13 protein-coding genes are annotated in these 21,004 nt (G+C 63.5%); 9 read left to right on the top strand and 4 right to left on the bottom strand.

Annotated elements, in window-relative coordinates; all coding sequences use genetic code 11:
* Window positions 1-74: 74 nt before the first annotated feature.
* Window positions 75-1,823 carry an N-acetylglutaminylglutamine synthetase gene (gene ngg, locus J3D60_RS12125; protein WP_253491589.1) on the bottom strand — a complete coding sequence of 583 codons (1,749 nt, stop codon included), beginning with the start codon at window positions 1,821-1,823 and terminating at the stop codon, window positions 75-77.
* A 3-nt stretch (window positions 1,824-1,826) separates the two neighbouring features.
* Entirely contained in the window at window positions 1,827-3,599 is a 1,773-nt protein-coding gene (locus J3D60_RS12120; protein WP_253491588.1) for an N-acetylglutaminylglutamine amidotransferase, read from the bottom strand.
* 310 nt (window positions 3,600-3,909) lie between these two features.
* Between J3D60_RS12120 and J3D60_RS12115 the strand changes: the two genes are divergently transcribed.
* A complete protein-coding gene (locus J3D60_RS12115; protein ID WP_253491587.1) occupies window positions 3,910-8,730 on the top strand; it encodes an NEL-type E3 ubiquitin ligase domain-containing protein in 4,821 nt (1,606 codons plus the stop codon).
* An 8-nt stretch (window positions 8,731-8,738) separates the two neighbouring features.
* On the opposite strand, the gene mnmC is transcribed toward J3D60_RS12115, so the two are convergent.
* Window positions 8,739-10,733 (bottom strand): bifunctional tRNA (5-methylaminomethyl-2-thiouridine)(34)-methyltransferase MnmD/FAD-dependent 5-carboxymethylaminomethyl-2-thiouridine(34) oxidoreductase MnmC, encoded by a 1,995-nt coding sequence (mnmC, locus tag J3D60_RS12110; protein WP_253491586.1) that lies wholly within the window; start codon window positions 10,731-10,733, stop codon window positions 8,739-8,741.
* A 141-nt stretch (window positions 10,734-10,874) separates the two neighbouring features.
* On the opposite strand from mnmC, the gene pap reads away from it, so the two are divergent.
* The 3 genes from pap to J3D60_RS12095 all read left to right on the top strand — a co-directional run bounded on the left by pap (window position 10,875) and on the right by J3D60_RS12095 (window position 15,082).
* Window positions 10,875-12,389 (top strand): polyphosphate:AMP phosphotransferase, encoded by a 1,515-nt coding sequence (gene pap / locus J3D60_RS12105; RefSeq protein WP_253491584.1) that lies wholly within the window; start codon window positions 10,875-10,877, stop codon window positions 12,387-12,389.
* Window positions 12,390-12,816: 427 nt separating this feature from the next.
* Window positions 12,817-14,001 carry a thiolase family protein gene (locus tag J3D60_RS12100; protein ID WP_027603956.1) on the top strand — a complete coding sequence of 395 codons (1,185 nt, stop codon included), beginning with the start codon at window positions 12,817-12,819 and terminating at the stop codon, window positions 13,999-14,001.
* Window positions 14,002-14,125: 124 nt separating this feature from the next.
* Window positions 14,126-15,082: a DMT family transporter gene (locus J3D60_RS12095; RefSeq protein WP_065940486.1), complete on the top strand. Its 957-nt coding sequence runs from the start codon at window positions 14,126-14,128 to the stop codon at window positions 15,080-15,082.
* Here J3D60_RS12095 and J3D60_RS12090 read toward each other — a convergent pair.
* Window positions 15,079-16,461, bottom strand: coding sequence for a class II fumarate hydratase (locus J3D60_RS12090; RefSeq protein WP_145336465.1), 1,383 nt, complete (start codon window positions 16,459-16,461; stop codon window positions 15,079-15,081). The genes J3D60_RS12095 and J3D60_RS12090 overlap by 4 nt on opposite strands.
* 192 nt (window positions 16,462-16,653) lie before the next feature.
* Between J3D60_RS12090 and J3D60_RS12085 the strand changes: the two genes are divergently transcribed.
* The 5 genes from J3D60_RS12085 to J3D60_RS12065 all read left to right on the top strand — a co-directional run bounded on the left by J3D60_RS12085 (window position 16,654) and on the right by J3D60_RS12065 (window position 20,969).
* A complete protein-coding gene (locus J3D60_RS12085; protein ID WP_003236690.1) occupies window positions 16,654-17,172 on the top strand; it encodes a DUF2059 domain-containing protein in 519 nt (172 codons plus the stop codon).
* A 6-nt stretch (window positions 17,173-17,178) separates the two neighbouring features.
* Window positions 17,179-17,475, top strand: a complete 297-nt coding sequence (locus tag J3D60_RS12080; RefSeq protein WP_065940484.1) for a BolA family transcriptional regulator — start codon at window positions 17,179-17,181, stop codon at window positions 17,473-17,475.
* A 118-nt stretch (window positions 17,476-17,593) separates the two neighbouring features.
* Window positions 17,594-18,535: a rhodanese-related sulfurtransferase gene (locus J3D60_RS12075; protein ID WP_027603959.1), complete on the top strand. Its 942-nt coding sequence runs from the start codon at window positions 17,594-17,596 to the stop codon at window positions 18,533-18,535.
* 36 nt (window positions 18,536-18,571) lie between these two features.
* Window positions 18,572-19,174: a DsbA family protein gene (locus J3D60_RS12070; RefSeq protein ID WP_253493992.1), complete on the top strand. Its 603-nt coding sequence runs from the start codon at window positions 18,572-18,574 to the stop codon at window positions 19,172-19,174.
* Window positions 19,167-20,969 carry an ABC transporter ATP-binding protein gene (locus J3D60_RS12065; RefSeq protein WP_065940483.1) on the top strand — a complete coding sequence of 601 codons (1,803 nt, stop codon included), beginning with the start codon at window positions 19,167-19,169 and terminating at the stop codon, window positions 20,967-20,969. The genes J3D60_RS12070 and J3D60_RS12065 overlap by 8 nt, the downstream gene beginning before the upstream one ends.
* Window positions 20,970-21,004 lie beyond the last annotated feature (35 nt).

The raw sequence follows: 21,004 nt of genomic DNA, 5'->3' as shown, positions 1-21,004 counted from the left end.
ATAAGTGAAATTCTTTGGCCAGTGGGGCTGTTGTGGCCAAGGGGCTTGTTGTGGCAAGCCCGCTCACCACAGGGTTATTGAGCTGTCGGCTGGCTATGGGGGAATAACAGGTCCACAAACTTCTCCGCCGTCGGCTGCGGTTCATGGTTGGCCAGGCCGGCCCGCTCGTTGGCTTCGATAAAGACGTACTCGGGTTGATCGGCCGCGGCCACCATCAGGTCCAGGCCCACCATGGGGATATCCAGGGCGCGGGCGGCGCGCACGGCGGCGTCCACCAGGGTGGGATGGAGGATCGCGGTGACGTCCTCCAGGCAGCCGCCGGTGTGCAGGTTGGCGGTGCGGCGCACGGCCAGGGTCTGGCCCCGGGGCAGGATGCTGCTGTAGTCGTAGCCGGCGGCGTGCAGGGTGCGTTCGGTTTCTGCATCCACGGGGATTTTGCTTTCGCCGTCGGTGGCCGCCTGCCGGCGTCGGCTCTGGGCTTCGATCAGCGCGCCAATGGAATGCTGGCCGTCACCGGTCACTTCGGCGGGACGGCGAATCGCAGCGGCGACCACCTCGAAGCCGATTACCAAAATGCGCAGGTCCAGGCCTTGGTGGAAGCTCTCCAGCAACACGCGGCTGTCGAACTGGCGCGCGGCTTCGATTGCCTGCTGCACCTCTTCGATGCTCTGCAGATCCACCGCCACGCCCTGGCCTTGCTCGCCATCCAGGGGCTTGACCACGATGCGCTGGTGTTCGTCGAGGAACTCCAGGTTGTCATCGGCGCTGCCCGCCAGTTGTTGCGCAGGCAGTTTCAAGCCCGCCGCTTTCAACACCTTGTGGGTGAGGCTCTTGTCCTGGCACAGGGTCATGCTGATCGCGCTGGTCAGGTCGCTCAGCGACTCGCGGCAGCGCACGCGGCGGCCACCATGGCTGAGGGTGAACAAACCGGCATCGGCGTCATCCACCTGCACATCGATGCCGCGTCGATGGGCCTCTTCGACAATGATCCGCGCATACGGGTTGAACCCCGCCTGGGGGCCGGGGCCGAGGAACAGCGGTTGGTTGATACCGTTCTTGCGCTTGATCGCAAAGGTGGTCAGCGCACGGAAGCCGAGCTTGGCGTAGAGGTTCTTGGCCTGGCGATTATCGTGCAGCACCGACAGGTCGAGATAGCTCAGGCCACGGCTCATAAAGTGCTCCACCAAGTGGCGTACCAACACTTCGCCCACGCCGGGGCGTGTGCACAGCGGGTCGACCGCCAGGCACCACAGGCTGCAGCCGTTTTCCGGGTCGTGGAAGGCTTTCTGGTGATTGAGGCCCATCACGCTGCCGATCACCGCGCCACTGTCTTCGTCCTCGGCCAGCCAGTACACCGGGCCGCCTTCATGGCGCGGTGTCAGGCGCTCGGCGTCGACCGGCAACATGCCGCGACCTTGATACAACTGGTTGACCGCCAGCCAATCGGCCTCGCTCTGCACCCGGCGAATCCGAAAGCCGCGAAACACGCGAGTGGCCGGGCGATAGTCGCTGAACCACAGGCGCAGGGTGTCGGATGGGTCGAGGAACAACTGCTGCGGATCAATCCCGAGGATCTGCTGGGGTGCGGCCACATACAGCGCGATATCGCGCTCGCCGGGCTGTTCGTTGAGCAGTTCCTGGGCCAGGCTGGCCGGGTCCGGAAAGGTATGGCCGATCAGTAGCCGGCCCCAGCCGCAATGCACTGCAATCGGCTCGGCGGCCAATGGGCTGCCATCTTCGGCCAGGCGCGCTTGCAGGCGCTCGTAGGTCGGCGCCTGGCCCTTCAACAAGCGTTGGCTGTAAGCCGCTGCATGGGGTTTCATCAATCAGATTCCTTGTTCGCTGAGCCACAGGTTCAGCGCGGCCAGTTGCCACAGCTTCGAGCCGCGCAACGGGGTCAATTGACCCTGCGGGTCAGTGAGCAGGCGGTCGAGCATGGCCGGGTTGAACAGGCCGCGATCCTGGCTTGGGTCCAGCAGCAGTTCGCGCACCCAATTCAGGGTGTCGCCCTGCAAATGCTTGAGGCCCGGTACCGGGAAGTAGCCTTTCTTGCGGTCGATGACTTCGCTCGGGATGACCCGGCGCGCGGCCTCTTTCAACACTTGCTTGCCACCGTCGGGCAATTTGAATTTACCCGGTACACGGGCCGACAGTTCCACCAGGCGGTAGTCGAGGAAGGGCGTGCGCGCTTCCAGGCCCCAGGCCATGGTCATGTTGTCGACGCGTTTGACCGGGTCATCCACCAGCATCACCGTGCTGTCCAGGCGCAGGGCCTTGTCCACGGCGGCGTCCGCGCCGGGCATCGCAAAATGCTCGCGTACGAAGTCACCGGCAGCGTCGTTGGCGGTCAGCCATTTCGGTGCGACGGTGGCAGCGTAGTCATCGTAGCTGCGGTCGAAGAACGCCTCGCGATAAGCCGCATACGGGTCGCTGGCGCCATCTACCTGCGGGTACCAGTGGTAACCGGCGAACAACTCATCGGCGCCCTGGCCGCTCTGCACCACCTTGCAATGCTTGGCCACTTCCCGCGACAGCAGGTAGAAGGCGATGCAGTCATGGCTGACCATCGGCTCGCTCATGGCGCGGAACGCCGCCGGCAGTTGTTCGATGATCTCGCTTTCGGCAATGCGCAGTTGATGGTGACGGGTGCCGTAGTGCTTGGCGATCAGGTCCGAATACTGGAACTCGTCGCCACGCTCGCCGCCGGCGTCTTCAAAACCGATGGAGAAGGTCGACAGGTCCTGCACGCCGACTTCACGCAGCAGGCCGACGAGCATGCTCGAGTCGACGCCGCCGGAGAGCAGCACACCGACATCCACGGCAGCCCGTTGACGGATGGCCACGGCTTCGCGGGTGCTGTCCAACACGCGGTCGGTCCAGTCTTCCAGGCTCAGGTTTTTTTCATCTTCATGGGGGCCGTAGGGCAGGGTCCACCAGGTTTTCTGCTCGGTGTTGCCTTCGGCATCGATGCGCATCCAGGAGGCCGGCGGCAGTTTTTCAATGCCCGCCAGCAGGGTGCGCGGAGCGGGCACGACGGCATGGAAATTCAAGTAGTGATTGAGCGCCACCGGATCGAGGATCGGGTTGATATCACCGCCCTTGAGCAGCGCCGGCAAGGCCGAGGCAAAGCGCAGGCGCTGACCGGTGCGCGACAGGTACAACGGCTTCACGCCGAGGCGGTCACGGGCGATGAACAGGCGCTGGGCATCGCGCTCCCAGACGGCAAAGGCAAACATGCCGTTGAGCTTGGGCAGCAGCGCTTCGCCCCAGGCGTGGTAACCCTTGAGCAGCACTTCGGTGTCGCCGCCGGAATAGAAAGCGTAGCCGAGGGCTTCAAGCTCCTGGCGCAATTCCGGAAAGTTATAGATTGCGCCGTTGAACGCCAGGGACAGGCCCAGCTGGGCGTCGACCATCGGCTGGGCGGAGCCGTCCGACAGGTCCATGATTTTCAGGCGTCGATGGCCCAGGGCAATCGGCCCTTGGGCATGGAAGCCCCACGCGTCAGGGCCGCGTGGGGCCAAATGATGGGTGATTCGCTCCACCGCTGCGAGGTCCGCAGGTTGGAGATCGAAACGTAACTCGCCAGCTAATCCGCACATAGGTTCCTTACCGGTTTTTCCGTTGGGGAGGGATAGAAAGACCCGCACCAAAATGGCGGGTACCTAGGGACTGACCCGAGGCTATACGCGGAGTTTTAGATCAATAAGTTATATGGCAAACCGCCGCCCCCCATTCGGAACACCCCAGCAGCCTGTGCGGCGTGGGTGAAAGGGGCGGTACTTAAGTCGAGGTGAGATGCAAAAAATCGACGTTTGCGCGGGCTGAACCTGCAGCTATTTGAACCCTTTTGCGCGGTCGCAGCGCTTATCGTCTGGCGTCATTGTTCAACGCGATAAAGGAACATTGCGAATGACGCAAACCACTGATTTGACCCAGGCGCTCGCGCCTGTGGCCGGGGACCAATTGATGGCGGCGCTGCTGAATATCACCGGCGACCTGGATAAAGCGCAGGTCTTGCACGACACGCTGCCGGCCTGGTTGGTCAAGGCCGACTCTCACGTACTGGAGGCCATCGAGCAGGCGTATGCCGACAGCGAGCGCCCGCGTGAAACCCTGCACCGGGTGCTGAACCGTCTGCAACCGCTGGATAAATTCTGTGCCGAACGGCTCAAGGCTTTCCTGGACGGGAAGGGGCATGGGGGCCTGGACATCGAAAACGACACCCTGGAAATCCCCCGGCGCTCGTTCAGCGGTGTCAACCCGGACCTGGGCGGCCAGATGATCGAGACCGTTACCCTGGAGAAGCACAGCCTGCTGCAAGCGGCCATGCAGAATTTCTCCCAGGCGGCTGCCGAGCCTGGCGGCTCGCCGACCACTGCCGTGGTGCGCATCGGCCCCAGGCGCCGAATTGCGCAAACCCTCAGCGCCCAGGCCTTTATCGGCTACTGCCGCGAGCTGGACCTGGGAGAGGCCTATCAGACCCATGTGCGCGAAGTGTTCAACCTGGTAGCGCCCGACCAGGACTTCAACCCTTCGGTGACGCAGGTCGGCCAATCCCGTTGCGTGGACATGCAGATCGACCTGCATCTGGCCCATGCCAAGGGCGATATCGATGCATCGACCCGCGCGTTGCTGCTGGGCCTGGTCAAGGCGGATATGCCCGCCAGGGACATCCGGCAATTGTGGTTCAACCAGCAGCCGCTGGCCTGGCAAGGCCTGAACATCGACGGCGCCTGCCTGTGGGGGGTACTGGTGTTTTCCAGTGCGTCGGCCGAAGGGTTCTCCAGCGGCCCGATCGTGGTGTATATGCCCAACGAACCCGTGCGGCCGTGGTACCGCTATGAATCACTGGAGCATTTCAAGCTCTACCTCACCCTCAAGCTTCACGTCAGCACTTATCGCGATTTCTTCAAGGGTTACCTGGATGAGTCCGAGCGGTTCGGTTTTTTCGAGCGTTTTGACCAGGAGAAAATCCTCGTGCGGGTGGCGCCGCTCCCGGTCACGGGTAAGCTGTCGACGTTCTTTTTCAATGCCTGCGTCGGCAAGATCCAGCTGGATGCGCGGGTATTGGCGGTTCCCAATGCCCAGGCCGATGACGACGCGCGTCGCAAGCGTATCCAGGATTACCTGGATGTCGGCTTGACGGTGCTCAACGTCGCCGGGTTCGTGGTGCCGGTGGTGGGTCAACTGATGACCGGCGTGGCCGTTGGGCAGTTGCTTGGCGAGGTGTTCGAGGGGGTGGATGACTGGCTGCACCATGACAAGCTCGGCGCCCTCAGGCACTTGACGAACATCGCGGAAAACCTCGCTGCCATGGCTTTATTCGCCGCGGGTACGAACGTGGTGGGCCGGCTGTGGCGAACCACGCCGTCGGCGGCGGGGTTCTACGACAGTCTCGAAGCCGTGCGGCTACCCGACAAGTCCACGCGCTTATGGCGCAGTCGTACCGAGCCGTATCGCCACACCGTCTCGCTCGAAGGCACAGTGGCCAGCCCCCGTGGGGTCTACCAGCTCAATGGCCAGTCCTATGTGAATGTCGACGGGGCGCTGTATTCGATTGTCTTTGACGCCCGCACCGGGCGCTGGCGAGCCCGGCATCCGCAGCGGGATTCGGCCTATCGGCCGCCCTTGACCCACAACTACCAGGGCGGCTGGCAGTTCTCGTTCGAGCAGGCGGATGAGTGGCGCAGCCCTGACTATATCCTGGGGCGGCTGGACCCCAGTCTCAGCGCCTTACCGGCCGGACACCTGCAGGAGATCGCCGCTATCACCGGCTCGACCTTGCCGCGCTTGCAGCAACTGGCCAGGCAGAACCTGCCGCTGCCGGAGCGGCTGCGCGATTGCGCGTTGCGGTTCAAGCTGAACCAGGGGGTTCGCGACCTGATCTGGCAAATGGAGCATCAAGCCCCGCTCAATGCAGCCACCACCCGTGTACAGATGCTGGCCCTGCCGCTGATGGACGGATGGCCCCGTGGGCGTTTTTTCGAATTGCTTGACGACGAGGGCTACCTGCTTGAGCGCCATCCAGACACCGCGCCGTTCGATTACGAGGACTTGAGCATCCACCTCACCACGCAACAACTGCGGAACGGACAGATCCTGCCCACCTTGCTGGCCGCCCTCGACCCCGAGGAAACCGCGCAATTGCTCGGCGGCACCTTCCACGCCGATGAAGCGCAAGCGGCCCTGGCGCGGCGTCTCACAGCCTCGCTCAAGACCACCCATCAGGCGGTCTATGAGCGGCTGCGCATGGATGCCGATTTCATCGATCAGACCGATCACGGCCAGCTCAAGCAGCGCTTGCCGCAATTGCCGATCCGGGTGGCCTGGGAGGTCATGACCCAGGCCTCCACGGCGGAGCGCTGGCACTTGCGCCATACCGGGCGTGTGCCGCTGCGGATCAGCCAGTGGGCCCGGGAAGCCCTGGAAGCGTTGGAGGAAGACGACGCCCTGGCCGGCCTGTACTTGCCGGAGCTGGCCACCGATGCGACACGGCGCGTGGCCACCGGGTTGCTGCAACGGGTTCCGGGCTGGCCCGAGGATCTGTTCTTGCAGGTACGCCGCGAAAGCGTACAGGGCACTGTCCTGGGCCAGGTGGGCCACGCAGACGCTGATATGAGGCGCATCGTGGTGCAGTCGGCCAAGGGCTTTCGCGCCCATGATCAGCAAGGTGGGGCGTTGGGCGCGCTGGCCGGCGGGTCGGAAGGTTTCTACGAGGCGTTGCTCAACAGTTTGTCTGCCGCCCAACTCGACGCGCTGCGCCTGACCGCGAGCGGCAGGGCCAGCCAGTTGCGGCATGCATTGATTGGCAAGGCCCAGGACGAACGCAATCGCATCGGCCGTTATTTGTGGCCCGAGCGCGCGATACCCGAGGAGTCGGCCCTGTCGTGTGTGCAAGGCTCGCCGCCTGCGCTGCCTCCACAGCCTGCGGGCTTGATGCGCAAGGCTCGCAAACTCTTCCCGTTATTCGATGACCGGCGCCTGTCGACCTTCCTGCAGGACTTGGGCACCGATCACCTGTCCCGGGCCAAAGCCGTGCGCACCCTTGAGCAGCACTATGAGGCACTGCAGCGGGCGTTGAGGCTGTGGGTCAAGGAGAAACCGGCGCAGCCCTACTCGGACATCGCGCTGCAAGACTACCGCCTGGCTCGACACCAGGCCGCACGGGCCATCGAGCGTTGTTGGCAATATGCGTCGCTGGCGCCGGATGAATACCATCAGCAAGTGCCGAGCCTGTCCCTGGACGGCATGGCCATCGGGGCATTGCCGACCTTGCCGGCGCACGTGCAGTTCGAGCATGTCCGGCAATTGTCATTGAAACGCATGGGACTCAACGATGACGTTGCGTATTTCCTCAAGCACTTCAAGGGGCTGCGCAGCCTGGCGTTGAACGGTAACCGGCTGACGCGGCTGCCGGAAGTGCTCCAGCACATGCCGTTGCTCAGGCAGCTGTACATGGCCGATAACCACCTGCAACTGACCGAGTACACCCGCACCAAACTTGCGGACCTGAAGAGCCTGGTCGTGCTCGACCTGAGCAACAATCCCCTGGTGGACCCGCCCGTCGTCAATAAGATGTTCGAGTTGCGCAACCTGATGCTGCGCAACTGCCGGCTGACCAGTCTGCCCACCGGCTTTACCCGCGTTCCGTACCTGGAGCAACTCGACCTGCGGGACAATGACATCGCCAGTTTGCCGGCATGGTTGTTCAATGCGCCGCGCGAGCACACCGAAGTCATCAACGTGCGGCATAACCCTCTGGACGCCAGCACTCGTCAGGCCTTGAACCGTTACCGGGACACCATCGGCGTGGGCATGGGCTTCGTGGAGGATGACATTGCGCGACTCAACGAGCAGACCGCACGGGAGCTGTGGCTGGGCGATGAACACGCGACACACTTCGCCGAAAAGGCCGAGACCTGGCTGGGGCTCAAGGACGAACCCGGCTCCGACGGCCTGTTCAAATTATTGGCCGGCCTGGGCGGAGCCGCCGACACCACCCACGTGCGCGAGGACATGAACCGCCGCATCTGGCGCGTGCTGGAGGCGGCCGCTGCCGATACCCGACTGCGTGCCGAGGTCTTCGAGCGCGCGGCCACGCCGTTGAACTGTGATGACGCCGCTGCCGTGAGCTTCAGTAACCTGGAGGTGCTGGTTGAAATCCACGAGGCCGCGCAACGGGTGGAGGGCGGCAGGGTCACGGCCAAGCCGCTGCTCAGGTTGGCCAGGGGCTTGTTTCGTCTCGACCGCCTGGAGTCCATGGCCAGCCGACACAGCGCCGAGCATCCGATGCTCGATCCGCTGGAGGTCAGCCTGGCTTATCGCACCGGGCTGGTGGAGCGCTTTCATTTGCCCGGGCAGCCCCGGCATATGCGCTTTGCCAGCCTGGCCGGGGTGACCGAGCACATGCTGGAGGTTGCCGAAGCGCAGTTGAAAGAGGCCGAGCTTTCCCCGCAACTGCTGAACTATATGGTGAAGCTGCCATTCTGGAGCAGTTACCTGAGGCGCACCCATGGCGGTTCGTTCGACACCCTGACCCAGCCTTTTGGCGATCGCATGGAAGCGGTGTGGGCGCAAAGGGAAGCCTTGGGTGACGCTGACTATCACACCCAGATGGGCGCGATCCAGCGCGCGCGGGAAAGTGCCGAACTCGTCGAGCTCAAACGCCTGACCCAGGAGGCGTTGAGGCTCGATGAACTGGGCGCCTGCGAATTGCCACCGGCAGGTTGAAGCGCGGCCTACGGGGCCGTTTTTGCAGCGTTGCTGCGAATCAACCCGCGCACTGCAAAGCGATTCGGGTGACAGGCCTCGGCCACGCTGCGGGGCAGGGGCAGCGGTTCGTTGTCCAGCCATGCCGCCAGCAACTCGCCGGACAGCGGCGCGGTGATCAGGCCCCGGGAACCGTGGCCGCTGTTGATGTACAGGCCGTCCAGCCACGGGCAAGTGGCCTGTGGCGTGTGGCGGGCATCTTTGCGCAGCGCGTCGTAGGCCTGGGCGAACGCCAGGCTGTCGGCCAGGGGCCCGACAATCGGCAAGTAGTCCGGGCTGGTGCAGCGGAAGGCGGCGCGGCCTTCCAGGGTCTCTGCGGCAAGGTCGGCGGCGTGCAGGCGCTGGGCCAGGTCCGGGGAAATCTCCTGCAGCAGCTCAAGGTTACCGGCGTGCTCGGCGGCGGTAGGGGTGAGGTCATCGTTGTTGAAATCAAAGCTGGCCCCCAGGGTGTGTTCGCCCAGGCGAGCCGGCGCCACGTACCCCTCGGCACACACCACCGTGGCCAGGGCCTGGCTGGCGGCGGTCTGGGGCAGGCGGGTGATCTGCCCGCGAATCCGTTTGAGGGGCAACTCGGCGCTGGCGGCAAACCGTTTGACCTCAGCGGCCCCGGCCAGCACCACCACGGGGGCGCTGGCCAGCAGCCGATTACCGTCCCAGGCCTGCCAGTGGCCGTCGACTTTGCGCAGGTCCAGCACCTCATGATGGGCCAGCACCTCGATACCTGGCTGGCGCGCCTGCCATTGACACAGCGCGGGGGGATGCACCCAGCCGCCTTCGGGGAAAAACAACCCGCCCTGTTCCAGGTCCACCCCGGCGCGAGCCTGGGCTTGAGCCTTGTCCAGCAGATGCAGCAGCTGCGGGGCGAATGCCTGGGCCAGTTGCGCCTGGCGTTCGGCCTCCTTGGCATTGAAGGCCAGTTGCAGCACGCCGCAGCCGTCCCACTCCACGCCGCGTTGCAGGTGCTCCAGCAGGCGCCGGGTGTACCCGAACCCGCTGACGATCATCTGCGACAACGCCGTGCCGTGTGCCGACAGCTTGAGATAAAGCACCCCTTGCGGGTTGCCGGAGGCCTCCTGGGCGAGACCGCCATGGCGCTCCAACAGGCTGACCTGCCAACCTCGCGCCGCCAGGCTGGCCGCACTGGCGCAGCCGGCCAGGCCGCCGCCGATCACCAGGGCGCGGCGCTCGCCAGTGGGCATGGTCGGGCGGGCGAACCAGGGTTTGGCGCTGGCCGGTGCCGACGTGTCGGTCGGCCAGCCGAGAAACTCCCCGCGCAGGATTTCCCACTTGTGGCCGATGCCCGGCGTACGCTTCATCTTGAAGCCGGCGGCGTTGATCAGCCGGCGCACCCAGCCGGTGCTGGTGAAGGTGCTGATGGTCGAGCCCGGCGCGGCCAGGCGTGCCAGTTCGGCGAACAGTTCGGCGCTCCACATCTCGGGGTTTTTCGCCGGGGCGAAGCCGTCGAGAAACCACGCGTCGATCTGCGCATCCAGTTGCGGCAACTGTTCCAGGGCATCGCCGATCAGCAGCGTGAGGGTGACGCGGCCGTTATCCAGCACCAGGCGCTGGAAGCCTTGGTGAATGGCGATGTAGTGCGCCAGCAATTGCTCGGCGAACGGCGCGAGCTCGGGCCAGAGGGCGAGGGCGCGTTGCAGGTCGGCGTGGCTCAGGGGGTATTTTTCCACGCTGACAAAATGCAGGCGCGCACCGGCCACGGCGTGTTGCTCGAACAACTGCCAGGCACAGAGAAAATTCAGGCCGGTACCGAAGCCGGTTTCGCCAATCACCAACCGCCCGCCCGCCGGCAGTGCGGCGAAGCGCTCCTGCAAGCGGTTCTGTTGCAGGAACACATAGCGGGTTTCATCCAGGCCCGATTGGTCGGAGAAATACACGTCGTCGAACACCCGCGAGTGCGGGCGACCTTGATCATCCCAGTCGAGCTGGGCGTGGGTTACGGGGTTCATGGGCGGCTCGGTAAAGGCAAGGCGGCCATTCTAGCCGATCAACAGGCTTTGAATTGACCCACGGCAAGCCCAGGTGGAATTTCCTCCCGCGCGTTGTTGCCCAATCCGCTAGTCTTGCTCACTTCTGGAACGGAGCCGCCCATGTTCGAATCTGCCGAAATCGGTCACGCCATCGACAAAGACACCTTTGAGGCCGAAGTGCCCGCCCTGCGCGAGGCTTTGCTGGAGGTGCAGTACGAGTTGCAACAGCAAAAGCGCTTCCCGGTGATCATCCTGATCAACGGCATCGAAGGCGCCGGTAAAGGTGAGACGGTCAAACTGCTGAATGAATGGATGGACCCGCGCCTGATCGAGGTGCGCACCTTCGACCAGCAGACCGACGAAGAACTGGCCCGCCCCCCGGCCTGGCGCTACTGGCGCCAACTGCCCGCCAAAGGCCGCATGGGCATTTTTTTCGGCAACTGGTACAGCCAGATGCTGCAAGGCCGGGTGCACGGCGAGATCAAGGATGCGCGGCTCGACCAGGCCATCGCCGGCGCCGAGCGCCTGGAGAAGATGCTCTGCGATGAAGGCGCGCTGATCTTCAAGTTCTGGTTCCACCTGTCCAAGAAGCAAATGAAGGCACGGCTCAAGGCCCTGGCCGACGACCCGTTGCACAGTTGGCGCATCAGCCCGCTGGACTGGCAGCAGTCCGAGACCTACGACAAGTTCGTGCATTTCGGTGAGCGCATCCTGCGCCGTACCAGCCGCGATTACGCGCCCTGGCATGTGATTGAAGGCGTCGACGCCAACTACCGCAGCCTCACCGTGGGCAAGATCCTGCTCGAAGGCCTGCAGAATGCCCTGAAGCTGCCCAAGGGCAAGGCCAGCGGCATGAACCCGGCACCCTTGCCCTCGGCCATCGACCAGATGAGCCTGCTCAACAGCCTCGACATGACCTTGAGCCTGGACAAGGACGATTACGAAGAACAGCTGATTACCGAGCAGGCGCGCTTCTCCGGCCTGATGCGCGACAAACGCATGCGCAAGCACGCGCTGGTGACGGTCTTCGAAGGTAACGACGCAGCGGGCAAGGGCGGGGCGATCCGGCGGGTGGCGGCCGCGCTCGACCCGCGCCAGTACCACATCGTGCCGATTGCCGCGCCCACCGAGGATGAACGGGCCCAGCCGTACCTGTGGCGGTTCTGGCAGAAGATCCCGGCGCGGGGCAAGTTCACCGTGTTTGACCGCTCGTGGTACGGCCGCGTGCTGGTGGAGCGTATCGAGGGCTTCTGTACCACGGCCGACTGGATGCGCGCCTATGGCGAGATCAATGACTTCGAAGAGCAACTGCGCGACGCCGGTGTGATCGTGGTCAAGTTCTGGCTGGCCATCGACAAGCAGACCCAACTGGAACGCTTCCAGGCCCGCGAGGAAATCCCCTTCAAGCGCTTCAAGATCACCGAAGACGACTGGCGCAACCGCGACAAATGGGACGACTACCGCGCCGCCGTGGGCGATATGGTCGACCGCACCAGCACCGAGGTCTCGCCGTGGACGCTGGTGGAGGCCAATGACAAACGCTGGGCGCGGGTCAAGGTGTTGCGCACCCTCAACATTGCCCTGGAGGAAGCGTTCGCCAAGTCCGACAAGCACGACAAGAAGAAAAAGAAATAACCACTGGCCTGGTGTTGTTCAGGATGCAGCCCTCTGTGGTGAGCGGGCGTGTTGTGGTGAGTGGGCCTGTTGTTGTAAGTGGGCCTGTTGTAGTGAGCGGGCCTGTTGTTGTAAGTGGGCTTGTTGTGGTGAGCGGGCTTGCCCCGCGCTGGGCTGCGAAGCGGCCCTGACCAAGGCGCCGCGTTATTTCAGGCAGACCTTATTGGCTGGTTTTGGGGCCGCTTCGCGCCCCAGCGCGGGGCAAGCCCGCTCACCACAACAAGCCTGCTTGCCACAACAGGCCCGCTTGCCACAACAGGCCGGCCCAGCCACAGGTTTATGTTCGTCACCATGCTTTTGTATACGCCGGATGAATGATCGTCGCGGTGGGCCAGGCCTGGATCTATCCTCGATCCATCTCCCCACAACGACAAGATCGAGGTAGCCCATGCGTGAAGTAGTGATCGTCGACAGCGTGCGAACCGGCCTGGCCAAATCCTTTCGCGGCAAGTTCAACCAGACCCGCCCGGATGACATGGCGGCCCATTGCGTCAACGCACTGCTGACCCGCAACGGCATCGACCCGGCCAGCGTCGAGGATTGCATCGTCGGCGCCGGTTCCAACGAAGGCGCCCAGGGCTACAACATCGGGCGCAACGTGGCCGTGCTGTCGCAATTGGGCACCGGTACGGCGGGCATGACCCTCAACCGGTTCTGCTCGTCGGGCTTGCAGGCGATTGCGATTGCGGCCAACCAGATCGCGTCGGGTTGCAGCGACATCATCGTTGCCGGTGGCGTCGAGTCCATCAGCCTGACCATGAAAAGCGTCAACACCGATAACCTGATCAACCCGCTGCTCAAGGAGCAGGTGCCGGGCATTTACTTCCCCATGGGCCAGACCGCGGAAATCGTCGCCCGCCGCTATGACGTCAGCCGCGAAGAACAGGACCTCTACGCCCTGCAAAGCCAGCAGCGCACCGCCCAGGCCCAGGCGGAGGGCTTGTTTGATGATGAAATCGTGCCGATGGCGGTCAAGTACAAGGTCGAGGACAAGAACACGGGCGCCGTACAAATCCTCGACGGCGTGGTTGATCGCGATGACTGCAACCGCCCGGACACCACATTGGCCAGCCTGTCTGGGTTGAAGCCCGTATTTGCCGAAGACGGCTCGGTGACGGCGGGTAACTCCTCGCAGCTCTCCGACGGCGCTTCGATGACCCTGGTGATGAGCCTGGAAAAAGCCCTGGCACTGGGGCTCAAGCCCAAGGCGTTTTTCCGCGGTTTCACCGTGGCCGGCTGCGAGCCGGATGAGATGGGTATCGGCCCGGTGTTCTCGGTGCCCAAGCTGCTCAAGGCGCGGGGCTTGCAGGTGGCGGACATCGACCTGTGGGAACTCAACGAGGCCTTTGCGTCGCAGTGCCTGTATGCGCGCAATCGCCTGGGCATCGATAACGCCAGGTACAACGTCAACGGCGGCTCGATTTCCATCGGCCACCCGTTCGGCATGACCGGCTCGCGCCAGGTGGGGCACCTGGTGCGTGAGCTGCAACGGCGCAATGTGCGTTATGGCATCGTCACTATGTGCGTGGGCGGCGGCATGGGCGCCACGGGGCTGTTCGAAGCCGTGCGCTGATAAGTGTGGGAGGGGGAGTGCGACGATTCGACTTGCCCCTCCCACATTTGAACTGCGGCGTATCCCAATTCGCTCACTTCCCCCTAGAATGCCCGCTCCACTTCCTCTGGCTTCTGGGGCACTCATGCACATCTCTTCCGGCCGCTGGGTCTACGGTTTTCTCCTGACCCTGCTGACCGCGCTGCTCTGGGGCATTCTGCCGATCAAGCTCAAGCAAGTGTTGCAGGTGATGGACCCGATCACCGTCACCTGGTTTCGCCTGATGGTGGCCGGCAGTTGCCTGTTCGTGTACCTCGCCGCGACCAGGCGCCTGCCCAGCCGTAAAGTGCTCGGCCCCAGGGGCGGCTGGTTGGTGGCGATGGCGGTGTGCGGCCTGGTGGGTAACTACGTGTTGTACCTGGTGGGCCTGAAACTGCTCAGCCCCGGCACCGCGCAACTGGTGGTGCAGATGGGCCCGATCTTCCTGATGATCGCCAGCGTGTTTGTGTTCAAGGAGCGTTTCAGCGTCGGGCAGTGCGTGGGCCTGGTGGTGCTGATCATCGGCTTCGGGCTGTTCTTCAACCAACGCCTGGAAGAGTTGCTGACGTCCCTTGGCGCCTACACCGCCGGCGTGCTGACGGTCCTGCTGGCGACGTCGGTCTGGGTGTTCTATGCCCTGGGCCAGAAGCAGTTGCTGACTGTGTGGAATTCGCTGCAAGTGATGATGGTGATCTACCTGTCGTGCGCCGTGCTGCTGACGCCGTGGGCCCATCCGCTGGAGGCCCTGCAACTGAGCCCGCTGCAAGGCTGGCTGTTGCTGGCGTGCTGCATGAACACACTGGTGGCCTACGGAGCATTTGCCGAAGCCCTGGCTCACTGGGAAGCCTCGCGGGTGAGTGCGACCCTGGCCCTGACGCCGTTGGTGACCTTTGTCGCGGTGGCGTTGGCGGCGTGGCTGTGGCCGGACTATGTGCAGGCCGAAGAGATCAATGCCCTGGGCTATTTCGGCGCGTTGGTGGTGGTGCTGGGGTCGGCGGCGGTGGCGCTGGCGCCGTCGTTGCTCGCCGGGCTCAAGGCCCGGCGGCTACGCATGGCGTCCTAGGCACCCAGCATGTTTTCCGGGCGTACCCACTGGTCGAACTCTGCGTCGGTGAGGTAGCCCAGGTCCAACGCCGCTTCCCGAAGGGTCAAGCCTTCGGCGTAGGCCTTCTTGGCGATCTCTGCCGACTTGTCATAGCCGATGTGCGGGTTGAGCGCCGTGACCAGCATCAGCCCGCGCTCCAGATGCTCGGCCATTTTCCCGGCGTCGGGTTCGAGGCCGGCGATGCAGTGCTCCTGGAAGTTATTGCAGCCATCGGCCAGCAGGCGGATCGATTCCAGCAGGTTGTGGATGATCACCGGCTTGTACACGTTCAACTGCAAATGCCCCTGGCTCGCCGCGATGCCGATGGTCACGTCATTGCCCAGCACCTGGCAGGCCAGCATCGACAGCGCCTCGCACTGGGTCGGGTTGACCTTGCCGGGCATGATCGAGCTGCCGGGCTCGTTGGCCGGCAGTTTCACCTCGGCAAGGCCGGCACGCGGGCCGGAGCCCAGCAGGCGCAGGTCGTTGGCGATTTTCATCAGGGCCACGGCCAGGGTTTTCAGGGCGCCGTGCAAGGTCACGATCGGTTCATGGCCGGCCAATGCGGCGAATTTGTTCGGCGCGGTGACGAAGGGCAGGCCCGACAACGCCGCCAATTCCGAAGCAATTGCCTCGCTGAAGCCATGGGGCGCATTGAGCCCGGTGCCCACCGCCGTACCGCCCTGGGCCAGCTCGCATACCTGGGGCAGGGCGCTGCGGATCGCCCGTTCGGCGTAATCGAGCTGGGCGATAAACGCCGAGATCTCCTGGCCGAAGGTGATCGGCGTGGCGTCCATCATGTGGGTGCGGCCCGTCTTCACCAGTTTTGCATGCCGCGCCGACAGTTCCGCGAGGCCGCCGGACAGCGTATTGATCGCCGGCAACAACTGCTGGTGCACCGCTTGCACCGCCGCAATGCTCATGGCCGTAGGGAAGCAGTCGTTGGAGCTTTGGGAGCGGTTCACATGATCGTTGGGGTGCACCGGGCTCTTGCCGCCACGGGGCTTGCCCGACAGCTCGTTGGCGCGGCCGGCGATGACCTCGTTGGCGTTCATGTTGCTCTGGGTGCCGCTGCCGGTTTGCCAGACGACCAGGGGGAACTGGTCATCATGTTGGCCATCGAGCACTTCGTCGGCGGCCTGTTCGATCAGGCGGGCGATGTCGGCGGGCAGGTCGCCGTTGCGGTCGTTGACCCGTGCGGCGGCCTTCTTGATCAGGGCCAGTGCGTGCAGTACCGCGAGGGGCATGCGCTGTTCGCCGATGGCGAAATTCACCAGCGAACGTTGGGTCTGGGCGCCCCAGTAAGCGTCATCCGGGACTTCCACTTCTCCCAGGCTGTCGGTTTCGATACGGCTCATCGGGCACTCTCCTTCAGGTTCGTTTGCGCAGTTTAGGCCCTGATCGGCCTGGGGGGTTCCCTAAAAGACTTTTCATCGGATTCATTCACCGCAATCCGCGCCCGGTAAGGCTCGGGGTTGAGCCGCAGCGTTTTTTAGGCGCAGAATGGGCGCCCTTGGGGTCTTACCTCGCCTGCTAGAAAAGGAAACTCGATGACTCGTCTTCGTGCCATCTGTACCGCGGTTGCTCTGGTTTGCGCCAGCGGCCAGGTTTTTGCCGATACCGCCAGCCACAACGCCAGTGCCGAAGCCTTCCTTACCCTGGCCCATGCCGACAAGCTGGGTACCCCGGTGTACATGCAAGTGCAGCAAATGTTCGCCCAGCGTTTCGAACAGACCAAGGCGCCTGCCGCCAAGCAGTCCGTACTGGACAGCTACCAGGCCAAGGCCAACGCCGCCCTGGACCAGGCCATCGGCTGGCCGAAGCTGAAACCGGACATGGTCAAGCTCTACACCACCAACTTCAGTGAATCCGAGCTCAAGGACCTGGTTGCTTTCTACCAGTCGCCACTGGGCAAGAAAGTCCTGGAAAAAATGCCGCAGCTGACCCAGCAATCGGCCCAGATGACCCAGGCCAAGCTGGAAAGCGCCGTGCCGGTGGTGAACAAGCTGTTGGAAGACATGACCAACGAGTTGACGCCAAAAGCCGCCGCACCGGCCAAGAAGAAGTAAGCAGGAATGACCATGCAACAGCGTATCGAAATGGCGCTCGCCGCCCTGGCCCCGGAGCACTTGAGCGTGCTGGATGAAAGCCATATGCACAGCCGTGGGTTGCAGACCCACTTCAAGGCCGTGCTGGTCAGCCAGCAGTTCGAGGGGCTTAACCGCGTCAAGCGCCACCAGAAGGTCTACGCCACCCTGGGTGACCTGATGAGCGAATTTCATGCGCTGGCGCTGCATACCTACACGCCCGAAGAATGGGCGAAAATCGACGCAGCCCCGGCCTCGCCGACCTGCGCCGGCGGGCATGGCTGATACGCGGGTGTCTCTGACACCCTGCATTTGCTAGAATCCGCAGCGCGCCGCTCAGCCGGCGCGTTTTTTTTGCATCCGGTTCACCCCTTACGAGGGTAGCCACCTGGAGAGAACACCCATGACTCAACCGATTGTCGTGGCGGCACTGTATAAGTTCGTCACCCTCGAAGATTACGTCGCCCTGCGCGAGCCACTGCTGCAAGCGATGGTCGACAACGGCATCAAAGGCACCTTGCTGATCGCCGAAGAAGGCATCAATGGCACGGTTTCCGGCAGCCGCGAAGGCATTGATGGCCTGATGGCCTGGCTGAAGAACGACCCGCGCATGGATGACATCGACCATAAAGAGTCGTACTGCGATGAGCAGCCGTTCTACCGCACCAAGGTCAAGCTCAAGAAAGAGATCGTGACCCTGGGCGTCGAAGGCGTCGACCCGAACAAGAAAGTCGGCACCTATGTCGACCCGCAGGACTGGAACGCGCTGATCAGCGACCCCGAAGTTCTGTTGATCGACACCCGCAACGACTACGAAGTATCGATCGGCACCTTCGAAGGCGCAATCGACCCGAAAACCACCAGTTTTCGCGAATTTCCCGCCTATATCAAAGCCAACTTCGACCCGGCCAGGCACAAGAAGGTCGCCATGTTCTGCACCGGCGGCATTCGTTGCGAGAAGGCGTCGAGCTACATGCTCAGCGAAGGTTTCGATGAGGTCTACCACCTCAAGGGCGGCATCCTGAAGTACCTCGAAGAGGTGCCGCAGGCAGAAACCAAATGGCAGGGCGACTGCTTTGTGTTCGACAATCGCGTCACTGTGCGCCACGACCTGAGCGAAGGCGACTACGATCAATGTCACGCCTGTCGCACACCGGTGAGCGCCTCCGACCGCGCATCCGAACACTATGTGGCTGGCATCAGTTGTCCCCATTGCTGGGATAAGCTGCCGGAGAAAACCCGTCGTAGCGCGATCGACCGGCAAAAGCAGATTGAGCTGGCCAAGGCCCGCAATATGCCGCACCCGATTGGCTTCAACTACAAGCAAACCCCTTCCGAGGCCTGACCCATGCCCGCGCGCCTGCTCTATGTGATGGACCCGATGTGTTCCTGGTGCTGGGGCTTTGCCCCGGTGGCGCAGGCGCTGGTCGAGCAGGCCCAGGCGGCCGGCGTGGACGTGCACCTGGTGGTGGGCGGCTTGCGCACCGGCAGCGGCGCGGCACTGGAGCCGACCACGCGGCGCTACATCCTCGAGCACTGGCAGGCGGTCACCGACGCCACCGGCCAGCCGTTCAAGCGCGATGGCGCGTTGCCCGACGGCTTTGTCTATGACACCGAGCCTGCCTGCCGTGCCATCGTCACCGCGCGCAGCCTGGCGCCGGATTGCGCGTGGAAGCTGTTGGGGCTGATCCAGCGCGCGTTTTATGTCGAGGGCCGCGACGTGACCCTCGCCAGCGTGCTGGTGGAACTGGCTGAAAAGGCAGGCATCCCGCGCATCGAGTTTGCCGGCGCATTCGACCGTGCCGAGCAGCATGCCGCGACCGCCGCTGACTTCACCTGGGTCCAGGACCTGGGCATCGCCGGCTTTCCGACCTTGCTCGCCGAGCGTAACGGCCAGTTGGCGTTGCTGACCAACGGCTACCAGCCGCTGTCCGAGCTGTCACCGTTGTTGGGGCGATGGCTGGAGCGAGCGACCTGTGCATGACCAGTCACCCCGTTCCGACCGACTGACCTGGGCGGAAATTCGCCGCCTGGCCCTGCGGCACAAGAAGTCCCTGTGGATCGCCAATGGCGTCGCCGTGCTGGCGACCTTGTGCAGCGTGCCGATTCCCTTGCTGTTGCCGTTGCTGGTGGATGAAGTGCTGTTGGGACACGGCGATGCCGCGCTCAAGGTGATGAACCACGTACTGCCCCTGGGTTGGCAGAAGGCGGCCGGCTATATCGGCCTGATGCTGCTGGTGACGCTGTTTCTGCGTTGTGGCGCGCTGCTGTTCAACGTGGTGCAGGCGCGGTTGTTTGCGCGCTTGGCCAAGGACATCGTGTACCGCATCCGCGTGCGCCTGATCGAGCGGCTCAAGCGCATCTCCCTGGGCGAATACGAAAGCCTGGGCAGCGGGACCGTCACCACCCACCTGGTCACCGACCTGGATACGCTGGACAAGTTTGTCGGTGAAACCCTCAGCCGTTTCCTGGTGGCCATGCTGACCCTGGTGGGTACCTCGGCGATCCTGGTGTGGATGCATTGGCAGCTGGCGCTGTTGATCCTGCTGTTCAACCCGTTGGTGATCTACGCCACGGTGCAGTTGGGCAAGCGCGTCAAGCACCTGAAGAAGCTGGAAAACGATAGCACCTCGCGTTTTACCCAGGCCCTGACCGAAACCCTGGATGCCATCCAGGAAGTGCGCGCCGGCAACCGCCAGGGCTTTTTCCTCGGGCGCCTCGGCCAGCGAGCCCAGGAAGTGCGTGACTACGCCATTCATTCGCAATGGAAAACCGACGCTTCGAGCCGCGCCAGTGGGTTGCTGTTCCAGTTCGGTATCGACATCTTCCGTGCGGCGGCGATGCTCACCGTGCTGTTTTCCGACCTGTCCATCGGCCAGATGCTCGCGGTGTTCAGCTACCTGTGGTTCATGATCGGCCCGGTGGAGCAGTTGCTGAACCTGCAATACGCCTACTACGCGGCAGGCGGGGCGCTGACGCGGATCAACGAACTGCTGGCGCGTGCCGATGAGCCGCAATATGCCGGCGGTGCTGATCCGTTCACCGGGCACGACACCGTGGGCATCGAAGTGCGCGGCCTGGACTTCGGCTACGGCGAAGAGCTGGTACTCGACCAGTTGAACCTGGCCATCGCGCCCGGTGAGAAGGTAGCAATCGTCGGCGCCAGCGGCGGTGGCAAAAGCACCCTGGTGCAATTGTTGCTCGGGCTCTACACACCCCAGGCGGGCAGTATCCGGTTTGGCGGTGCCACTCAGCAGGAGATTGGCCTGGAGACCCTTCGCGAGCATGTTGCGGTGGTGCTGCAACACCCGGCGCTGTTCAACGATACCGTGCGCGCCAACTTGACCATGGGCCGTGAACGCAGTGACCAGGCGTGCTGGCAGGCGCTGGAAATCGCCCAGTTGGAGGCGACTGTCAAGGCCTTGCCCCAGGGCCTGGACAGTGTGGTCGGGCGTTCCGGCGTGCGCTTTTCCGGGGGCCAGCGCCAGCGCCTGGCGATTGCGCGCATGGTCCTGGCCGAACCCAAGGTGGTGATACTCGACGAAGCAACCTCGGCCCTGGACGCCGCCACCGAATACAACCTGCACCAGGCGCTGGCGCGGTTCCTCAGTGGCCGTACTACACTGATCATCGCCCACCGTCTGTCGGCGGTAAAACAAGCTGATCGAGTGTTAGTGTTTGACGGTGGTCATATTGCTGAGGATGGCGATCATCAGCAATTGATCGCCGATGGCGGTCTTTACGCCAAACTCTATGGGCACTTGCAGCAAATACGTTGATTTAGCCTAGGCTGTGCTATCGGAAGTGGGTGTTT

The organism is Pseudomonas sp. S3E17 (assembly GCF_024168685.1).
GTDB lineage: Bacteria > Pseudomonadota > Gammaproteobacteria > Pseudomonadales > Pseudomonadaceae > Aquipseudomonas > Aquipseudomonas marginalis.
This window is presented reverse-complemented; position numbering and strand designations above follow the sequence as displayed.

Coding starts and splice junctions, on each gene's coding strand:
- ngg (WP_253491589.1), bottom strand. CDS start 1,823: ATGAAACCCCATGCAGCGGCTTACAGCCAACGCTTGTTGAAGGGCCAG.
- J3D60_RS12120 (WP_253491588.1), bottom strand. CDS start 3,599: ATGTGCGGATTAGCTGGCGAGTTACGTTTCGATCTCCAACCTGCGGAC.
- J3D60_RS12115 (WP_253491587.1), top strand. CDS start 3,910: ATGACGCAAACCACTGATTTGACCCAGGCGCTCGCGCCTGTGGCCGGG.
- mnmC (WP_253491586.1), bottom strand. CDS start 10,733: ATGAACCCCGTAACCCACGCCCAGCTCGACTGGGATGATCAAGGTCGC.
- pap (WP_253491584.1), top strand. CDS start 10,875: ATGTTCGAATCTGCCGAAATCGGTCACGCCATCGACAAAGACACCTTT.
- J3D60_RS12100 (WP_027603956.1), top strand. CDS start 12,817: ATGCGTGAAGTAGTGATCGTCGACAGCGTGCGAACCGGCCTGGCCAAA.
- J3D60_RS12095 (WP_065940486.1), top strand. CDS start 14,126: ATGCACATCTCTTCCGGCCGCTGGGTCTACGGTTTTCTCCTGACCCTG.
- J3D60_RS12090 (WP_145336465.1), bottom strand. CDS start 16,461: ATGAGCCGTATCGAAACCGACAGCCTGGGAGAAGTGGAAGTCCCGGAT.
- J3D60_RS12085 (WP_003236690.1), top strand. CDS start 16,654: ATGACTCGTCTTCGTGCCATCTGTACCGCGGTTGCTCTGGTTTGCGCC.
- J3D60_RS12080 (WP_065940484.1), top strand. CDS start 17,179: ATGACCATGCAACAGCGTATCGAAATGGCGCTCGCCGCCCTGGCCCCG.
- J3D60_RS12075 (WP_027603959.1), top strand. CDS start 17,594: ATGACTCAACCGATTGTCGTGGCGGCACTGTATAAGTTCGTCACCCTC.
- J3D60_RS12070 (WP_253493992.1), top strand. CDS start 18,572: ATGTGTTCCTGGTGCTGGGGCTTTGCCCCGGTGGCGCAGGCGCTGGTC.